At 67.1% G+C, this 15,064-nt stretch carries 16 protein-coding genes; 7 read left to right on the top strand and 9 right to left on the bottom strand.

All coding sequences use genetic code 11. The features are described 5' to 3' along the window. Positions 1-10: 10 nt before the first annotated feature. Positions 11-748, top strand: a complete 738-nt coding sequence (locus MFF22_RS15015; protein ID WP_238249763.1) for a dihydrofolate reductase family protein — start codon at positions 11-13, stop codon at positions 746-748. Here MFF22_RS15015 and MFF22_RS15010 read toward each other — a convergent pair. From MFF22_RS15010 to MFF22_RS15000, 3 genes are all read right to left on the bottom strand, one after another. After that, the gene (locus MFF22_RS15010; protein ID WP_370877519.1) at positions 723-1,730 is read right to left on the bottom strand and encodes an alpha/beta fold hydrolase; all 1,008 of its coding nucleotides are present in this window, start codon (positions 1,728-1,730) and stop codon (positions 723-725) included. The two genes, MFF22_RS15015 and MFF22_RS15010, sit on opposite strands and share 26 nt — an antisense overlap. Before the next feature lie 193 nt (positions 1,731-1,923). Next, positions 1,924-2,991 (bottom strand): WcbI family polysaccharide biosynthesis putative acetyltransferase, encoded by a 1,068-nt coding sequence (locus MFF22_RS15005; RefSeq protein WP_238249762.1) that lies wholly within the window; start codon positions 2,989-2,991, stop codon positions 1,924-1,926. Positions 2,992-3,371: 380 nt separating this feature from the next. Next, on the bottom strand, positions 3,372-5,243 hold the full coding sequence (locus MFF22_RS15000) for an ABC-F family ATP-binding cassette domain-containing protein (protein WP_238249761.1): 1,872 nt from the start codon (positions 5,241-5,243) through the stop codon (positions 3,372-3,374). 168 nt (positions 5,244-5,411) lie between these two features. Here MFF22_RS15000 and MFF22_RS14995 point away from each other — a divergent pair, with 168 nt between their 5' ends. Next, a complete protein-coding gene (locus tag MFF22_RS14995; protein ID WP_238249760.1) occupies positions 5,412-6,467 on the top strand; it encodes an HD-GYP domain-containing protein in 1,056 nt (351 codons plus the stop codon). A gap of 12 nt (positions 6,468-6,479) precedes the next feature. Here the strand turns inward: MFF22_RS14995 and MFF22_RS14990 are convergent, their stop codons facing one another. Next, positions 6,480-7,385, bottom strand: coding sequence for a UDP-3-O-acyl-N-acetylglucosamine deacetylase (locus tag MFF22_RS14990; protein WP_238249759.1), 906 nt, complete (start codon positions 7,383-7,385; stop codon positions 6,480-6,482). Positions 7,386-7,631: 246 nt separating this feature from the next. Here MFF22_RS14990 and MFF22_RS14985 point away from each other — a divergent pair, with 246 nt between their 5' ends. From MFF22_RS14985 to MFF22_RS14970, 4 genes are read left to right on the top strand one after another with little or no spacing between them, the layout of a single operon-like run. Further along, on the top strand, positions 7,632-8,318 hold the full coding sequence (locus tag MFF22_RS14985) for a Crp/Fnr family transcriptional regulator (RefSeq protein WP_238249758.1): 687 nt from the start codon (positions 7,632-7,634) through the stop codon (positions 8,316-8,318). A 4-nt stretch (positions 8,319-8,322) separates the two neighbouring features. Continuing rightward, entirely contained in the window at positions 8,323-9,378 is a 1,056-nt protein-coding gene (locus tag MFF22_RS14980) for an ABC transporter ATP-binding protein (RefSeq protein ID WP_238249757.1), read from the top strand. Positions 9,379-9,385: 7 nt separating this feature from the next. Further along, complete coding sequence (locus MFF22_RS14975; RefSeq protein WP_238249756.1) at positions 9,386-10,297, top strand: ABC transporter permease; 912 nt, start codon at positions 9,386-9,388, stop codon at positions 10,295-10,297. Continuing rightward, the gene (locus MFF22_RS14970) at positions 10,294-11,064 is read left to right on the top strand and encodes an ABC transporter permease (RefSeq protein ID WP_238249755.1); all 771 of its coding nucleotides are present in this window, start codon (positions 10,294-10,296) and stop codon (positions 11,062-11,064) included. Before MFF22_RS14975 ends, MFF22_RS14970 begins: the two co-directional genes overlap by 4 nt. Before the next feature lie 46 nt (positions 11,065-11,110). Here MFF22_RS14970 and MFF22_RS14965 read toward each other — a convergent pair whose 3' ends face one another. Continuing rightward, the gene (locus tag MFF22_RS14965; RefSeq protein ID WP_238249754.1) at positions 11,111-12,568 is read right to left on the bottom strand and encodes a sodium:solute symporter family protein; all 1,458 of its coding nucleotides are present in this window, start codon (positions 12,566-12,568) and stop codon (positions 11,111-11,113) included. Beyond that, positions 12,565-12,843, bottom strand: coding sequence for a DUF3311 domain-containing protein (locus MFF22_RS14960; RefSeq protein WP_238249753.1), 279 nt, complete (start codon positions 12,841-12,843; stop codon positions 12,565-12,567). The genes MFF22_RS14965 and MFF22_RS14960 overlap by 4 nt, the downstream gene beginning before the upstream one ends. 121 nt (positions 12,844-12,964) lie before the next feature. On the opposite strand from MFF22_RS14960, the gene MFF22_RS14955 reads away from it, so the two are divergent. Next, positions 12,965-13,186, top strand: coding sequence for a hypothetical protein (locus MFF22_RS14955; protein WP_238249752.1), 222 nt, complete (start codon positions 12,965-12,967; stop codon positions 13,184-13,186). 60 nt (positions 13,187-13,246) lie between these two features. Here the strand turns inward: MFF22_RS14955 and ureG are convergent, their stop codons facing one another. Genes ureG through MFF22_RS14940 form a run of 3 tightly spaced genes read right to left on the bottom strand, consistent with a single transcriptional unit; the run spans position 13,247 to position 15,018 of the window. After that, positions 13,247-13,867, bottom strand: coding sequence for an urease accessory protein UreG (gene ureG, locus MFF22_RS14950; RefSeq protein WP_238249751.1), 621 nt, complete (start codon positions 13,865-13,867; stop codon positions 13,247-13,249). 10 nt (positions 13,868-13,877) lie between these two features. Further along, positions 13,878-14,564, bottom strand: coding sequence for an urease accessory protein UreF (locus MFF22_RS14945; protein WP_238249750.1), 687 nt, complete (start codon positions 14,562-14,564; stop codon positions 13,878-13,880). Beyond that, the gene (locus tag MFF22_RS14940) at positions 14,557-15,018 is read right to left on the bottom strand and encodes an urease accessory protein UreE (RefSeq protein WP_238249749.1); all 462 of its coding nucleotides are present in this window, start codon (positions 15,016-15,018) and stop codon (positions 14,557-14,559) included. Before MFF22_RS14940 ends, MFF22_RS14945 begins: the two co-directional genes overlap by 8 nt. Positions 15,019-15,064: the final 46 nt, after the last annotated feature.

The raw sequence follows: 15,064 nt of genomic DNA, 5'->3' as shown, positions 1-15,064 counted from the left end.
CGAGTCCTCCATGAACGACGCCACTCCGCACAGCGTTCGGCCCCATGTGATCTGCCACATGACCACGTCCGTGGACGGGCGGATCAAGGTGCGCCGCTGGCTGGCCGATGCGGACAGGCATTACGAGCGCATCCACGGCGAGCTGAACGGCGATGCCTGGATGTGTGGACGCATCACGATGCAGGGCTACGCCGACAGTGCAGACCCGCTCCCGGAGACGCCCGCCGATGACGGCGCCCCCGTTCCACGGCAGGATCACGTCGCGAAGCGGGATGCTGTCGGCTACGCCGTCGCCCTCGATGCCAGGGGGCGGCTCGATTGGGGTGCCCGTAACGACATCACGGGCGATCACATCGTCGTCGTTCTGACGGAATCGGTGCCGGACGAACACCTGCGTGCCCTCCGGGCAGGGGGGCAATCCTACCTTTTCGCCGGAGAGCGGGAGGTCGATTTCGCCCTCGCCGTAAGGAAGCTGAAGGCCCTGTTCGGCATCGAGCGCCTGCTAGTGGAGGGCGGGGGTCACATCAACGGCTCGATGCTGAAGGCCGGTGTGATCGACGAATTGAGCCTTCTGCTCGCACCGGCCGTCGATGGCGTATCCGGCACCCCCGCGGTGTTCGACTTCCGGGGCGATGAAGCCGATTCAATGGGCAAGCGTCGCCGGCTCGACCTCGAGACCTGTGAACGTCTCGACGACGGCACGGTCTGGCTGCGCTACCGCATCACCCCCGCGGAGACGACGGCCTGATCGAAGCCAAGAAGCCATCGTAGCAATCTGTCACCGCGCGCAGCCGTTCGAATTGCGGCAGCGCACCGGTCGGCAGGGAGTCGATCCGCCAATTGGGCCGCTCGGCGAACCGCGGGGCGAGGCGATAATCGACGAAGTCGCCGCGCTGCCCGTGCACCATCCAGACGGGCAGTTTTAACCGGTCGTAGAGCAGGGTCGAATCCGTCGGGAACAGGTGCCCGGCGATGAAGCAGTAAGGCGCATGCTCGGCGCCCGGCTGGTGCGCCGTGGCATAGGCATAATCGAGCAGACCCTCATCGATCTTCGTCGCGCCGAAGGTTTTCTCGAGGAAGAACCGGATGCTCACCTTGCTCGCCAGTCCAGAAAATAACAGCGGCCCGATCAATGGCCGATCGAGGACATCGCGAAGAATCTCCCGGCCCCGGTGCCCGTCCGGGGGGCCCTCGCCCGACAGGCGCCCGTCGAAGCCGGTGGGGCTGATCAGGCCGATCGTCGCGTAGTCCGCCGGCCGGGCGAGGCACGCCTTCGCGAGGTAGGAGCAGGACAGGGAGAGGGCGATGGCGTCGATGGTCTCACCGCCGTGGCGGGCGCGGATTTCCGCGGCCACGGCATGGATCGCGTCGGCCATGAGGCGCGGGGTGTAGCGCCGCCGGCTGCGGTCGGAGAAACCGAACCCAGGGAGGTCCAGGGCGTAGACCGGCCGGTTCTCGCGGTAGTGCAGGTAGAGAGGTCGGGTCTCGTAGGCGCTGGCGGCGGCGTTGATGGAATGGATTAGCAGGATAGGACGCCCGCTCCCTTCCGGCGAGGCGTAATAAGCCACGGTCCCGACCTGGGGCGCCGACAGGGTTTCCCGGCGGCCGGGCAGGGCCGTCGGCAGGGGGACGTGCCTGTCCCGCATCAGCGCGCGGGTCATGGCGAGAGTGCCCAATGTGGCCGCGAGGGCGAGGGCTTTGCGCACGGACGGGCGATCGGGGGAAGACATCGGTCAGAGGCGTCGGATGTGAGGCAACCCGGGGGTGGCCCGTTAACGCAGGCCGCAACCGAAGGTGCCGGGCCCGCGCTTCCTAACGCTCGCCGGTGCCCTGTCCAAGAAAGCGGCCAATCCTGCGACGATCCATCGTCGGACATCGAGCGACGGAGGTCGCACACATGAGGCGCAAGGGCCGGGCCGCCGCTCAGGAGGCGTGGCCCGCGAGTTGTTGAGCGCCAAGAGGCTGCCGCCGCGTCAGGGGCTGACCCGCATCCAAACCGGGCCCGGCGGCGGCACGGAGGAATTCGACCGTGGCAGGATCCGCGCGCCACGCCTGCACCCGCGGACTCACGAGCATCTCCCGGGGCCGCCTGCCGTAATAGGCGTAGGCGGCGGCCACGTAGGCGGCCCGGGTCATGGTCCGCGCCGGGCCCGAGCGAGGTGTCTCGGCCTTGAAGAAAAGGGCGCTTCCCGGCACCCCATAATGCTGTGCGATCTCCGGATAAACCGGCCAGCTTCCCATCCCGCCCAGGTCGTCGGGAAGGAACGCATCGAGGTCGCAGGATTCGAACGGAATGCCGGCCTTCCCGAGAAGGCCCCGGGCGATGTCCGTCATCACGAAGAGCTTGGGATGGTTGATCGAATGCATGAAGCACCCGCGCCGGGCCCATCGCGCCAGATGCGGATCGAGATCGAAGCCCGCCTCCACCCCGAGCCGGCGCAGGCTCGCCACAGCCTCGTTCCAGAATTCGAAATAGCCCAGACGCTCGAATACCGGTTCGCTGAAGAGGCGCAGGGCCTGCGCTTCGGACAATCCAGCTAGGAAGGCGTAGAGCGTCACCGCAGAGTGGGAATGGCCCATCGGTCCGGAGAGAAGGCCGCGCAGGGTCGCGTGGTCCTGTCGCCCGATGGAGACAACGTCCGGGTGATACGCCGCGAAGGCGATCGTCGGGATCACGTGTACGTTTGGGCGCGCACGCAGATCGAGGATGCTGCCCCCATCGCGGAACGGCGGAAGGTAGATGTTGGTGAAGACCGCATCGTAACGGTCGGCCCGGGCGATCAGGTCAGACAGCCGGCGATACCGGCGCCCGACCGAGAAGACCGAAAGGAAGTCGACCTGCGCGTCCGGCAGAAGGTAGCGCATCGCCCTGGCGACCGTGCCCGCCTGACAGATGCCCATCACGAGCAGCCGCGGCGAGCGCGTCTTGCGGGGCTTTCCAATCAGAGAGAGCCAGTATTGAGCGCGCCGCAAAGGGTCGAGGCTGGGCATGCGGTTTCTCTCGCATGTTGCGACTGACGGGGCAAACCAGACAGGAAGCGAAAGCCCGGCATGACGCTGAGATGCGCATGGGGATTATTGAAAAGGCGTAACCCTCGATCGCGTCGGCACCTCAGGCGGCGGCGGTCTCCCGCCCTTACGGCGCTGCCCGGTCGGTGCCAGCTCTCGTGCTCCGATGCGCTCGCTTCGTTCATGCGCACGAGCACATGAGCATTATCAGACAGCGTTGAATCACGTCATTCCGACGGTCATTGCGAGCGAAGCGAAGCAACCCAGGGATCCGCTCAGGTCTGAGATGTCCCGCTGCCCTGAATTGCTTCGCTTCGCTCGCAAAGACGGTGAGGCTCGCAGCCACCTCGTCGGACTGCGCCCTAGGCCATCGCCGCCTCGATCTCACCCGAGAGTTCGAGCCATTCCTCCTCGGCGGCGGCCAGGGCGCTTGCCGCATCGGCGCGCATCTTGGCGATCTCACCGGCCTTGGCAGCATTCTCGCGAAAAGCCTTCCCGTCCTCCAGCGCCACGTCGATCTTCTCGATGGCGGCCGTGAGCTTGGCCATCCGCGCCTCGATCGCGTCGAGCTTCTTGCGCAGCGGTGCCAGGGCGGCCCGGCGTTCCACACCGGCGCGGCGAGCCTCGGCCTTCTGGCCGCCGGATGGTTCGGTGGCCCTTTCGGCATCTCTCTCAGGCCCGGACAGGACGAGACGGCGGTAATCGTCCATGTCCCCGTCGAAGGTCTTCACCGAACCGTCGGAAACCAGCCACAGGCGGTCGGCGCAGGCCTCGATGAGGAACCGGTCGTGGCTCACGAGGATGACCGCCCCCTCGTAGTCGTTGATCGCTTCGACGAGCGCTTGGCGGCTCTCGATGTCGAGGTGGTTCGTCGGTTCGTCGAGGATCAGGAGATGGGGGCCGTGGAAGGCGGCGAGCCCCATCAGCAGGCGGGCCTTCTCGCCCCCCGAGAGCTTCTCGACCGGTGTGTCGGCCTTGGCGGCGCCGAAGCCCAGGCGGGCCGTGGCCGATCGGACCTTGGCCTCGGGCACGTCCGGCATCAGGGTGCGGACATGGGCGTAGGCGCTTTCGGCCGGGCGCAGCTCGTCGAGCTGGTGCTGGGCGAAGTAGGCGACATCCATTTTGGACGAGCGGCGCATCTCCCCCGCCAGGGGAGGGAGCCGCCCGCCGATCAGCTTGCAGAACGTCGACTTGCCATTACCGTTGGCCCCGAGCAGCGCCACCCGGTCGTCGGGCGCGAGGCTAAGATTGAGGCCGGATAGCACCACCCGCTCGCCGTAGCCCGCCTTTACCCGGTCCATCGCCACGATCGGCGGGGAAAGCGGTTTTTCGGGGCTCGGCAGGTGGATCACCGGAACGTCGTCATCGAGCAGGGCGGCGATGGGCTCCATCTTGGCGAGGCGCTTCATGCGCGACTGCGCCTGCCGCGCCTTGGTCGCCTTGGCCTTGAAGCGGTCGATGAAGCTTTGGAGGTGGGCCCGTTCGACGTCCTGCTTGGCCTTCGCCTTGGCCTGCAGCGTACGCTTCTCGGACAATTGCCGGGCGAAGCTGGTGTAGCCGCCGCGATAGATCGACAGCTTCCCCCGGTCGAGGTGGAGGATGTGATCGACGCTGGTGTCGAGCAGATCCCGGTCGTGGCTGATCACGATCGCCGTCCGGGGGTATCGTTCCAGGTAGTCGTAGAGCCAGAGCGTGCCTTCGATGTCGAGGTAGTTGGTCGGCTCGTCGAGCAGCAGGAGATCGGGCTCCGAGAACAGGACAGCCGCCAGGGCGACGCGCATCCGCCAGCCGCCCGAAAAGTCCGAGCAGGGCCGGGCCTGCGCCGACGCGTCGAAACCGAGCCCGTGCAGGATCGCCGCCGCCCGGGCCGGCGCGGAATGCGCGCCGATATCGACGAGGCGCGTCTCGATCTCCGCCCGGCGCAAACCGTCCGCGTGCTCCGCCTCGGCCAGGAGCCGAGCGCGCTCCGTGTCCGCCGCGAGGACGACGGCGTGAAGCGTTTCGGGACCGGCCGGCGCTTCCTGCGCCACGGCACCCACGCGCATGCCCTTCGGCAGGGAGATCGCCTTGGCATCGACCGGCAGGTCCCCAAGGATCGCCTTGAACAGGGTCGTCTTCCCCGCGCCGTTGCGGCCGACGAGCCCCACATGGGCCCCCTCAGGGATGGTGAAGCTCGCAGCGTCGAGGATCAGGCGCTCGCCGATGCGGTAAGTCAGGTCGTTGACGCGCAGCATTGCGGCGTTCTGACGGGGTGCGGGCGACGAGGCAAGGGCGCGTTCCGCATGGCAATTAACGATTTGGCATCCGCCTCGGTAGACAGTCGACGAACGGCTCGAGTCGGCGAATTGCGCGCCTGTGCAATCAATGTCAGAAAATAGACTCTTCTCTAGAGGATTGAGGCGGTGGGGACCATTCTGATCCTGACGGACGATCCGGAAGGAGGAAAGCGACTCGCACGCAATGTGGGCGGGGGAGCCGTTGCCCACGACCTGTATGATCAAGATGATCTTCCCATGGATGCCCGGCTGGTCATCGCCGATGTGCGCACGCCGCACTCCGATTCGATCGACCGGATCAAACGCGCCCTTTACCAAGTCCGGGGTCCGGCGACGCCGTTGCTGTACCTGATCCACGGCAACCAGCAGCGGGGGGAGATCCACGCCGCGATGCTGGGGGCAACAAAGACGCTGCCGGCGATGATGGCGGCCGCCCTGCTGGCGAGCACGGTCGAGACACTATCGGGCGATCCGGCCCCGGCCCGGCCGACGACCCCCGTCGAACACGTCAAAGCCGCCCGCCAGGCCTTCACCGAGCTATTCACCCAGGAGGGACCCACACCGGATATCGTGGATCACGGAACGGAGATCGTGAACCGTGCCATCCAGGACATGAAGGTCCATGATTGGCTCAGCGTCGTCGCGGCTTTCGACGACGTGACGCATCGGCATTGCCTAACTGTTGCAGGATTGGCGGCGGCCTTCGCTTCGACGCTGCGCTTCAAGGCCAAGGATGCGCATACCCTCACTAAGGGAGCGCTGCTTCACGACATCGGCAAGGCCAAGATCCCCCTCGCGATCCTCAATAAGCCTGGGCCTCTCACCGCGCCCGAGCGCGATATCATGGCCGAGCACGCGGCACTCGGCTTCGACATGCTTCAGGGCCGCGGTTTCACGCGGGAAACGTTACAGGTCGTCCGGTCTCACCACGAACTGCTGGACGGGACCGGCTACCCCGACGGTCTGCGCGGTGACGCGATCCCCGACCTCGTCCGTCTGGTGACGATCTGCGATATCTTCGCAGCCCTGATCGAGCGGCGTCCCTATAAGGCACCCCTATCCGCAAGGGAGGCCTACAAGATCATGTACGAGATGGGGGGTAAGCTCGATCAGCCTCTGGTGCGAGCCTTCGCGCCCGTGGCGTACGCGAGCGATCTCGAACCGGCCCCGCTGTCGGCCTGAGGCGTCCTGCCATCACACGAGTTCCCAAGCCTCCCGGTCGCGCATGAGCACGGCGACGAGGGCGTGGTTGAGGTCGTGGCACGTATGCTCGGCGATGACGTGCCCCTCGACGGGGTATCCCGCCAGGGCGAGATCGCCGACGATGTCGAGAACCCGGTGACGGACGAGTTCGTCAGACATGCGCAGGCCACCGATCACACGCTTCCCCAGCAACAGAGCAGCTGAGCCGGTTCCGCAGCCCTGCAGCAGGGGCCGGCGGGTGATGAAACCGTAGGATCGACCTGCCATCACCCGGATGAAGCGCCCGAAGCTGCGCGCCGGCGCGATCGACTCGGCGAAATCGTCGGCATCGATCCGCCCGTGCCAGTCGAACGGCCCGAGATGGGCGAGGGCGATATGCGCCGACACGGTCAGTCCGCGACCGGGCCCGATCGACAGGCGGCGATGCCGGTCGACCACGCTCACCGGCCGCATCACGCGAAGGGTCCGCACCGGCCTTTCTTGAACGTTGCGTCCGACCCCTACGATGCCCTCACACCACGGGACGGCACTGCCGTCGAAGATCGGCAGTTCCTCGGCGTCGATCTCGGCGACGGCGTTGTCGATCCCGAGGGCGTAAAGGGAAGCCAGCAAATGCTCGACGGTGCGGACCAACACGCCCTCCGCCCGCAGGGCCGTGCAGGCCGGCTGCCTGTGCTGGTGATGCCACTGGGCCGGGATATCCACGCTGCTTCCATTCCGGAAGCGCCTGCGGAAGACGATCCCGTGGTCGGGCGGTGCCGGTGAGACCCGCACCGTCGCGCGTTTTCCCGTGTGCAGCCCCCGGCCCGATCGCTCGAAAGCGCCACCGAGGGTTGCCTGATGCCGCCCCGTCGCCACGGCGAGCGAGGGAGGAGAAAGGTGGCAGACGTGCGGCATCGGTCGGAGTCGTGGAGTCGTGTCAACCCGTATGCCGTGATCCACCCCAAAGGCGTAATCACACTGTCGTCATGGCTTGACCCTGCGCACAGCCGCGGCCACCATCGAATGGAGCCCGGCTGACTGGCCGGACGGCCGCCCGCGCATCGTGGTCCCGCAATTTTAAGGGGGATCGGGCGGTGAGTGTCTTTCCCGGGGACGCCGGCCGGCAGCCGAAGCGGCGGGGTACGGCGAGGTGTATCGGTGATGGCGCGCCTGGGGACCATACCGTTTTTCAAGGATGCGGGGATCGAACTCGCAACCTTCGAAAACCGCTGCCATTGGCGGCGGTTCGATGAGAACGAAACCCTGGTCGACTTCGACGACATCTCCACGGACGTCTATTTCATCGCCACCGGCGAAGTGCGCATCCTCAACCGCACGCAGTCGGGCAAGGAGGTGATCCTTGGTGAGATGCGCGGCGGGGCATTCTTCGGCGAACTCGCTGCCATCGACGGGATCGGACGATCGGCTAACGTGACCGCCTTGACCCGGGGCGAAGTCTGCGTCGTGCCGGCGAGTGTGTTCCGCCAGATCGTGTTCGCGTCCGAAGCCATTGCGGACCGGCTGATGCGTCTCCTCGCCAAGCGGGTGCGGGAGTTGAACACACGGCTCATGGAGCACGCGCTCCTCGACCTGCGGCATCGGCTCTACGCGGAGTTGCTGCGCCTTTCTGTGCCGCGGGCCGGGGCGGGGGGCGAACGGGTCGTGACGCCGCCGCCGTATCACCATGTCCTCGCGGCGCGGATCGGTTGCCGCCGGGAGCAGGTGACACGGGAATTCACGGCGATGGCGGCCGAAGGGCTCGTGGACCGGACCCGGGGTGCACTGGTCCTGCGACGCCCGGACCTGCTGGAAGCGCGGGTCGCCGAGGCCCTGCGCGAGGATTCCTGATCCCTTGGCGCCCGCGCCGTCCCTGAGGGTCCGAGGCCTCGTCAAACGGTTCGGCAGTTTCGTCGCGGTCGATGGCCTCGACCTCGCGCTGACGCCGGGAGAGTTCTTTTGTCTGCTCGGCCCGTCCGGCTGCGGGAAGAGCACTCTGCTGCGCATGGTTGCCGGGTTCGAGACGCCGACCGAAGGCACCATCGAGGTTGCCGGGGCCGACGTCACCGGACTTCCGCCGCACAGGCGCCCGGTCAACATGATGTTCCAGTCCTACGCCCTATTTCCGCATATGAGCGTGGTGGCCAATATTGGATACGGCCTGAAGGGACTGCCGAAGGCAAAGACCGAAGCCCGGGTCGCCGAGTTGCTGCGACTCGTGAGGCTTGAGGGATTTCAGGATCGGCGTCCCGACACACTGTCGGGTGGCCAACGTCAGCGGGTGGCCCTGGCCAGGGCCATCGCCCGGGAACCCGCCCTGCTTCTGCTGGACGAGCCACTCGGCGCCCTCGACCGGGGCCTGCGCGAGGAGACCCAGGGGGAATTGCGAGGGCTGCAGCGGCGCCTGGGCACGAGCTTCGTCGTGGTCACCCACGATCCCGAAGAGGCCATGATGCTGGCAGACCGGATCGGGGTGATGGAACGGGGGCGCCTCGTTCAGGTCGGGCCGCCGGCCGAACTCTACCGGCGCCCGGTGAGCCGCTATGTCGCCGGCCTGCTCGGGGACGTGAATCTCATCTCCGGTCATCTCGGCCCGCCCGGTGCCGAAGATACGCGCGAAGTGGTCACCGCGCACGGTGCCGTCCGCGCTGCCGCCAATGGGGTCGACACAGCGGCCGAGGGAACGGCCGTCGTCGTGGCGATCCGCCCGGAAAGCCTGATCCTCGGCGGGGACGGATTGCCGGCGACGGTCGAGGAGACGACCTTCCTCGGCGACCGGGTCCGTCGGCTGCTGCATCTGGCGGACGGCACGCCCCTGCGCGCCAGCGGGCCGCCGGGTTCCGGGCCGGAGCGTGGAACCGGGACCACGGTCGGTTTCGACCCGGCAGACGCCGTGATCCTCCCGGATTGAAGCCATCATGGGCGCACCGAAACAGGACCGGATCGTCGCCCGCTTTCTTCGGCTGCCTCCGTTCGTATGGCTTGGCCTCTTCTTCCTTTTGCCGTTCCTCGTCACGCTGAAGATCAGCCTGTCGGAGCCGGCGACGGCGATCCCGCCCTACCTCCCGCTGCTTGATTGGCAGGGTGGCCTCGACGGGTGGTCGAGCTTCTTCGAGGCCCTGGACTTCGACAACTACCTCACCCTGGCCCGGGATGACCTCTATCAGGCGGCGATCCTCGGCTCCCTCGCCTATGCCGGCGCGGCCACGGTCGTCCTCGTTACCATCGGCATGCCCATCGCCTATGCCCTGGCCCGCGCCCCACGCCGCTGGCAGCCGGTGATGGTCGCCCTGGTCGTGGTCCCGTTCTGGACGAGCTTCCTCATCCGCATCTACGCCTGGATCGCCATCTTGAAACAGGAGGGCCTGCTCAACCTCATCCTGTTCAAGCTCGGCATCATCACCCATCCGCTGGTGATCCTGAACACCGATGCCGCGGTGATGATCGGCCTCGTCTACGCCTACCTGCCCTTCATGGTGTTGCCCCTCTACGCGGTGATGAACCGGCTTGATCCGACACTGCGGGAGGCTGCGGCGGATCTCGGCGCAGGCCCGGTGCGGGTATTCTGGAGCGTCACGCTGCCGCTCAGCCTGCCCGGGATCGCGGCGGGGGCGGGGCTGTGCTTCATTCCGATGGTGGGGGAATTCGTCATCCCCGACCTTCTTGGCGGATCCGAGACGCTCATGCTCGGGCGGGTCCTGTGGAGCGAGTTCTTCTCGAACCGCGATTGGCCCCTCGCGGCCGCCGTGGCGGTGGTCCTTCTCGCCATCGTCATCGGCCCCGTCGTGCTGTTCCGCGACAGCCTGCGCGCGGACGGGGAGGGGGCATGAGCGGCGTCACGCGTGCGGCCCTCGTGCTCGGGCTCGGGTTCCTTTACGCGCCGATCCTCGTCCTGGTGGCCTACTCGTTCAACGCCTCGAGCCTCGTGACCGTCTGGGGAGGCTTCTCGACGAAGTGGTATGCCGCACTGTTCGCCGATGCGCCGCTGATCGCCGCCGCCTGGGTTTCCCTGCGGGTCGCCCTTCTTGCGAGCGTGATCGCCACAGCGCTCGGCACGCTTGCTGCCCTCGCCCTCGAACGGCACGGGCGTTTCCGGGGCCGCTCGCTGTTCACCGGCTTGGTCTACGGGCCGATGGTCATGCCCGAGGTGATGATCGGTTTGTCCCTGCTCCTGCTGTTCATCGGCATCGGCTTGGACCGCGGTCTTCTCACCATCGCCATCGCCCACGCGACCTTCTGCACGGGCTTCGTCGCCGTCGTCGTCTCCGCCCGGTTGCGCGGGCTCGACCGCTCGCTGGAAGAGGCGGCAGCCGATCTCGGCGCAGGCCCGCTGCGGGTTCTCGCGACGATCACCCTGCCACTCCTTGCGCCAGCCATTGCCGCCGGCGCCCTCCTGGCCTTTACCCTGTCCCTCGATGACCTTGTGATCGCGAGCTTCGTGTCGGGTCCGGGCGCCACCACCCTGCCGATGCGGCTCTACAGTCAGGTCCGTCTCGGGGTGAACCCGGAGATCAACGCTGCCTCGACGCTCCTCGTCGCACTGGTCAGCGTGGCGGTCCTTGGTGCGTCATGGCTCACCGCCCAGCGGGGCGAATGAACACCCCAGCCCTGCTTGTAACGGACGCGGCGGGAGGGTGCCGTGCTTACTCCGCCGCCTGCGCGCGAAGCGATGGCCGGGTTACCAGCGCGACGGCGGCTGTAACAGCCAGATTCACGACCAGTGCCAGCACGCCGATATTCACATCGCGAAGCGGTCCGAGTTGCGGATAGCGGGCGAGGCTGAACCCGCCGAGGCTGGTCAACGCCACCGTGGCGACGCCCGCAAGGATCCCGGCCGCCGCCGCCCGCCGGTCGAGGGGATTGCGCGCCATGAGGCTGGTAATGAAGCATGGGAAGAGCTGCGTGACAAAGTTGTAGCCCATGAGAAGCAGCTGCACGATGGTGTCGCCGCCCGACAAGGTGAAGCCGACGCACACCAGGGCCATCACCGGGACGAACGCCTTCGACAGCGCTGCGGTGGCCGCATCACCCATGCCCGGCCGAAGGGGCCGCACGATGTTGTTGGCCAGGAGCGTCGATGCGGCGATCAGGATCATCGATCCCGGGACCAAAGCGGTGAGCACGCCGGTGGCGCCGATGACACCGATGAACCACGGCGGAAATGTCTGCAGCGATATCTTGAACAGGGCCAGGTCGACGTTCGGCCCCGTGAGCCCCGGCACTTGCAGCACGGCGGCGAACCCGACGACGAATACGAACAGGTTGATGAGTTGGTACAGGGGCAGGATGGCAGCGTTGCGCCGGAAGGATCGCGGCTCCTTCGCGGTGTAGAGCGATCCGAACGTATGCGGCCACATGTAAGCGCCGAGCGCTGTGAGCAGCGTAGTCGTCGCGAACCAAGTCGGGCTCTGGCCCTGGGCCGGCAGGGCGAGGAAGCCCGGCTTCTGCGCCTCGATGGCCTCGAACATCGCCTGATACCCGCCGTAATAGCGAAGCGGGAGGTAAATGCCGAGGAAGACCACCACGCCGAGGATGCTGATATCCTTCAGGACGGCCGTCCACGCGGATCCATGGACACCCGAGACGACCACGTAGACCGTCACGGCGACGGCCCCGATCCAGACCGCGACAGCGGGTGAAATCGCGCCGTACGACGCCGTCGAGACGATGATGCCGAGGCCCTTGAACTGCAGCACCATGTAGGGAACGAGGGCCACCAGACCGACGAGGGCCACCAGCATGCCGAGCGCCGGGCTCTCGTATTTCGCCGCAAAGAAATCGGGTTGGGTGAACAGGCGGCGCTCCTTGGCGTAACGCCAGACCGGCGGCAGCAGCCAATAGGATGTCACGTAGGCCAGGGTGAGGTAGCAGAGAATGTAGTAGGCCGGGCCACCCTTGCCGTAGGCGATGCCGGATCCGCCGAGGAAGGTGAAGGTCGTGTAGATTTCCCCGGCCATCAGCAGGAAGACGAAGGCGGTGCCGAAGCCCCGGCCGCCGACGGTCCATTGCTCCAGCCCCATCGTCCGGCCGGCGCGGGCGCGCAGTCCGAGGGCGAGGGCGGCGGCGAAGGCCGCGGCCACGATGATGAGGGCGGCGCTCATCGGCCGTCCTCCGGGACGCGATTCTGCGGATCGGTGACGTAGACGATGGCCATCACCACGCTCGTGGTGAGGACGCAGATCACCAGCCAAGCCAGCAAGAACGGGAGACCCAAGATGAAGGGTTCGACCCGGTTCAGGAAATACGGGCCGATCAGCATGCCGAGAAACGGCAAGGCCGTGAGCCACCGGACACGCCGCATCGACTGCACCCCCTCGACCACGGGCCAGATCGCTGCCCGGTAGAGGATGAACGGTTTGCGGGCTTGGCGGTTCAATTTTAGCCGGCAACCCCGCAATCGTTTCACGGGTGCGCCAGCGCACGCAGGAACGGCCAAGCCGAATTTACACGGAGGCGCATGCGCCGCCGCGTGCGGCGAGCCAGCCGAGAACTCTCCGATGAAGAACGCTTCCCGCATTCTCACTTTCGGTGTCGTCCTGGCCCTTGCGCCGCTGGCGGCCGAAGCCCGTCCGATCTACCACACCAAGACCGATGCAAGCCCCGCCGCGAAGGCAAAGAGGGCCGCGGCGGACGGTTTCGCCGCCCGGATGAATCGCCTGGACGCTCTCATGGGAACGCCGACCACCGCGCGCACCCGCTCGGCATCGGCGGAGCACTGACGGCACGCCGTCACTCAATCTCTATCGTGACGCCCGACGCCCGCGGTTGCGGGCGGCAGATCAGCGGCCAAGCCCACCCGCCTCTTCGATGAACCGCGCGACGGTGTCGGCTCCGTCGCCGGCCCGGAGGGAGGCGAAGACGTAGGGGCGTTCGCCCCGCATCCGTTTCGTGTCGGATTCCATCACCGTCAGGTCCGCGCCGACGAGCGGTGCCAGATCGGTCTTGTTGACGATCAGCAGATCCGAGCGGGTGATGCCGGGGCCCCCCTTCCGCGGGATCTTCTCGCCCCCCGCGACATCGATCACGTAGAGGGTGATATCGGCGAGTTCCGGAGAAAACGTCGCCGCGAGGTTGTCGCCACCGGATTCAATCAGCACGAGATCGAGTTTGGGAAAACGCGAGCGCATCTGCGCCACCGCGGCAAGGTTGATCGAGGCATCCTCGCGGATCGCCGTATGCGGGCATCCGCCGGTCTCGACGCCGAGGATGCGTTCCTCGGGGAGAGCGCCCGCCACCGTCAGGATGCGCGCATCCTCCTTCGTGTAGATGTCATTGGTGATCGCACAGATCTCGTAGCGGTCGCGGAACCGCTTGCACAACTGCTCCATCAGGGCCGTCTTGCCGGAACCGACCGGCCCGCCGATGCCCACGCGCAGGGGGCCGTTGGCAGAAGCGCTCATGACGAAAGCCTCACGATCTGAAGATGCGGGAATACTGCGTCTCGTGGCGGAAAGACCCGAGATCGAGGCGCAGGCACGCGGAACCGATGTCGTCGAGCCCCGCCGTCAACGCCGCCTGAGCCAGGGACACCAGCCCTGGGGTGAGGGCCGCGACCACGCGGGTGCCGGCAGCCTGGCCGACGGGGGCGGAGCGCAGCGCCGCCGAGACGAGGTTCTGGACGAAGGCAAGGGCATAGGCGGCGAGCACCGGGCCGATCGCCATCCCGTGCGCGCCCGCCGCAGCACCGACGGCCACGGGGTAGGCGACCGGACCAGTCAGCATCGAAGCTAGGTCCAGAAGCGCCGGGCATGGCCATGCCCCCACCGTCGCATCGAGGAAGCTCCGGCCCTGCTGACTGGTCTCCAGATGCAGCTCCCGGGACGGGGCGAGAGCGAGGGCGAGATTGTTGAGATCGGCGAGGTCGTCCGCGCACGCCATCCCGGCCGCAGCATGGGCATGGGCGACGAGGATGAGGTCGTTGCGCAGGGACCCATGCTCGCAGACGTCGGAGAGCCAGGCTCTCAAGCTGTCTTCGCCCGTCACATCACCGGCTTCGACCGCCGCCTCGAGGCCGTGGGAATAGGCGTAGGCCCCGACCGGATAGCCGGGCGAGAGCCACGCGAAGAGTTGCAACGCCTCGGCGGCAGCCTCAGTCATGGGAGTGGGAATGCCCATGACCGCCGGCATAGGCGCCGCCTTCCGGGCGGAAGGGGCGGTCCACGGGCTCGGCCGTGCCGCCGAGGCCGCGAACCATCTCGGCCAGGACATGATCGTGGGCGATCCAGACCGCATCCGGCCCGATCTCAGCGGGGATGTGCCGGTTGCCGATATGCCAGATCAGCCGCCGGAGGGCGTGCTCGCTCGGCGCGCGGATTTCCAGAAGCCGCTCAGGGGCCGCCTCCACCCAGACGAGGCGGCCATTCTCCAGAACGAGGGCGTCGCCATCATTGAGAACGGCGGCGTCGGGCAGGTCGAGCAGGAAGGCAATGCCGCCGACGCCACGCATGGCGGTGCGGCGGCGGTGCCGGTCGCCGTGGTCCAGCACGACGCGGTCGACGATCTCGCCGCCGTTCAGATGGCCGGCGCGCAGGAGGCGTGTGGCGCGGATCACGATGTCATGTCCCAGGCGTCCAGTCCCGCGTCGTCATTGCTTCGAA

Source organism: Methylobacterium persicinum (assembly GCF_022179525.1).
Classification (GTDB): Bacteria; Pseudomonadota; Alphaproteobacteria; order Rhizobiales; family Beijerinckiaceae; genus Methylobacterium; species Methylobacterium persicinum.
This window is presented reverse-complemented; position numbering and strand designations above follow the sequence as displayed.

Excerpts from the sequence above, each read along its gene's own strand:
- ureG (WP_238249751.1), bottom strand. The coding sequence starts at position 13,867 with ATGAGCGCTTCTGCCAACGGCCCCCTGCGCGTGGGCATCGGCGGGCCG.
- MFF22_RS14955 (WP_238249752.1), top strand. The coding sequence starts at position 12,965 with ATGAAGAACGCTTCCCGCATTCTCACTTTCGGTGTCGTCCTGGCCCTT.
- MFF22_RS14975 (WP_238249756.1), top strand. The coding sequence starts at position 9,386 with ATGGGCGCACCGAAACAGGACCGGATCGTCGCCCGCTTTCTTCGGCTG.
- MFF22_RS15010 (WP_370877519.1), bottom strand. The coding sequence starts at position 1,730 with ATGTCTTCCCCCGATCGCCCGTCCGTGCGCAAAGCCCTCGCCCTCGCG.
- MFF22_RS15005 (WP_238249762.1), bottom strand. The coding sequence starts at position 2,991 with ATGCCCAGCCTCGACCCTTTGCGGCGCGCTCAATACTGGCTCTCTCTG.
- MFF22_RS14965 (WP_238249754.1), bottom strand. The coding sequence starts at position 12,568 with ATGAGCGCCGCCCTCATCATCGTGGCCGCGGCCTTCGCCGCCGCCCTC.
- MFF22_RS14970 (WP_238249755.1), top strand. The coding sequence starts at position 10,294 with ATGAGCGGCGTCACGCGTGCGGCCCTCGTGCTCGGGCTCGGGTTCCTT.
- MFF22_RS14945 (WP_238249750.1), bottom strand. The coding sequence starts at position 14,564 with ATGACTGAGGCTGCCGCCGAGGCGTTGCAACTCTTCGCGTGGCTCTCG.
- MFF22_RS15000 (WP_238249761.1), bottom strand. The coding sequence starts at position 5,243 with ATGCTGCGCGTCAACGACCTGACTTACCGCATCGGCGAGCGCCTGATC.
- MFF22_RS14985 (WP_238249758.1), top strand. The coding sequence starts at position 7,632 with ATGGCGCGCCTGGGGACCATACCGTTTTTCAAGGATGCGGGGATCGAA.
- MFF22_RS14990 (WP_238249759.1), bottom strand. The coding sequence starts at position 7,385 with ATGCCGCACGTCTGCCACCTTTCTCCTCCCTCGCTCGCCGTGGCGACG.
- MFF22_RS15015 (WP_238249763.1), top strand. The coding sequence starts at position 11 with ATGAACGACGCCACTCCGCACAGCGTTCGGCCCCATGTGATCTGCCAC.